The organism is Pseudoroseomonas cervicalis ATCC 49957 (genome assembly GCF_000164635.1).
Classification (GTDB): Bacteria; Pseudomonadota; Alphaproteobacteria; order Acetobacterales; family Acetobacteraceae; genus Pseudoroseomonas; species Pseudoroseomonas cervicalis.
On record NZ_GG770952.1, the window covers coordinates 1 to 1,432 of the forward strand.

General features: G+C 70.2%; 1 protein-coding gene and 1 pseudogene. Both read right to left on the reverse strand.

Going from position 1 to position 1,432, the window contains the following annotated elements:
• Nucleotides 1–45: 45 nt before the first annotated feature.
• Complete coding sequence (locus tag HMPREF0731_RS20690; RefSeq protein ID WP_007006183.1) at nucleotides 46–1,017, reverse strand: UDP-glucuronic acid decarboxylase family protein; 972 nt, start codon at nucleotides 1,015–1,017, stop codon at nucleotides 46–48.
• Nucleotides 1,018–1,132: 115 nt separating this feature from the next.
• A pseudogene (locus HMPREF0731_RS20695) lies at nucleotides 1,133–1,432 on the reverse strand (helix-turn-helix domain-containing protein); the annotation flags it as partial.

Consider the following 1,432-nt stretch of genomic DNA (forward strand, 5'->3'; position numbering starts at 1 on the left):
GGCGCCGCCCCGCACCGGGTGCCAGCTCGGCCAGACGCGGGCCGGTCAGGCGCCTGGCTGGGCGGCGGCCAGGCCGAGCGTCGCGCGGAAATGCGCAATGGTGCGGACCAGCCCTTGCTCCAGCGTGACGGCCGGCTCCCAACCCAGCAGGTTGCGGGCGCGGGTGATGTCGGGGCAGCGCTGCATCGGGTCGTCGGCCGGCAGCGGGCGGTGCACCAGCGGCGCGCCCGTGCCGGTCAGGCGGCGGGTGAGCTCGGCCAGCTCGCGGATGGTGAACTCGCCCGGATTGCCGATATTGACCGGCATGGTCACCTCGTCCGGCGCGTCCATCAGCCGGATCAGCCCTTCGATCAGGTCGTCCACATAGCAGAAGGAGCGGGTCTGCGTGCCCTCGCCGAACAGGGTGATCGGCTCGTCGCGCAGCGCCTGGACGATGAAGTTGGAGATCACCCGCCCGTCATTCGGATGCATGCGCGGGCCATAGGTGTTGAAGATGCGCGCGACGCGGATGTTGACGCGGTTCTGCCGGTGATAGTCGTAGAACAGCGTCTCGGCGCAGCGCTTGCCCTCGTCGTAGCAGGAGCGCGGGCCGATCGGGTTGACATTGCCGCGGTAGTCCTCCGGCTGCGGATGCACCGAGGGATCGCCATACACTTCCGAGGTCGAGGCCTGCAGGATCTTGGCATCCAGCCGCTTCGCCAGGCCCAGCATGTTGATGGCGCCATGCACCGCGGTCTTGATGGTCTGCACCGGGTTGCGCTGGTAGTGCACGGGTGAGGCCGGGCAGGCCAGGTTGTAGATCTCGTCCACCTCGACATAGAGGGGGAAGGTCACGTCGTGGCGCATCAGCTCGAAGCGCGGATGGCCGAGCAGATGCAGGATGTTGTCGCGCGAGCCGGTGAAGAAGTTGTCGACGCAGAGCACATCGTCGCCGCGCGCCAGCAGCCTCTCGCACAGATGCGAGCCGAGGAAGCCGGCGCCGCCGGTGACGAGGATCCGCTTGTGCGCGCGCTTCATTCGGACGTCTCCGCGGCGGCCGTCCCGGCCGCGCCCTGGGGCCGGCGGGCCGGCTGTGACTTGGACTGCCGCCTGCGGCGGGCGAGGCTTCTCTTCGCCCGCTTCGTGCCTTGCTTCAAGGCCCGGCGCCCTTCTTCTCGGCACGGTAATCCTGCGCCTCGATGCCGTGGCGGCGCAGCTTGTCGTAGAAGGTCTTGCGTGGCAGGCGCAGCGCCTCCAGCACCGGCTGCACCGCGCCGCCATGCTCGGCCAGGGCCTGGCGCAGCAGGGCCGCCTCATAGGCATCGACCCGCTCGGCCAGGGAGGCGCCCGCGGCCGGCGCCGCCGCCTCCGCGACCGGGAAGGCCAGGCCCAGCGCCACGCGCTCGGCGAAATGCGTCAACTCGCGCACATTGCCCGGCCAGTCATGCTGCGC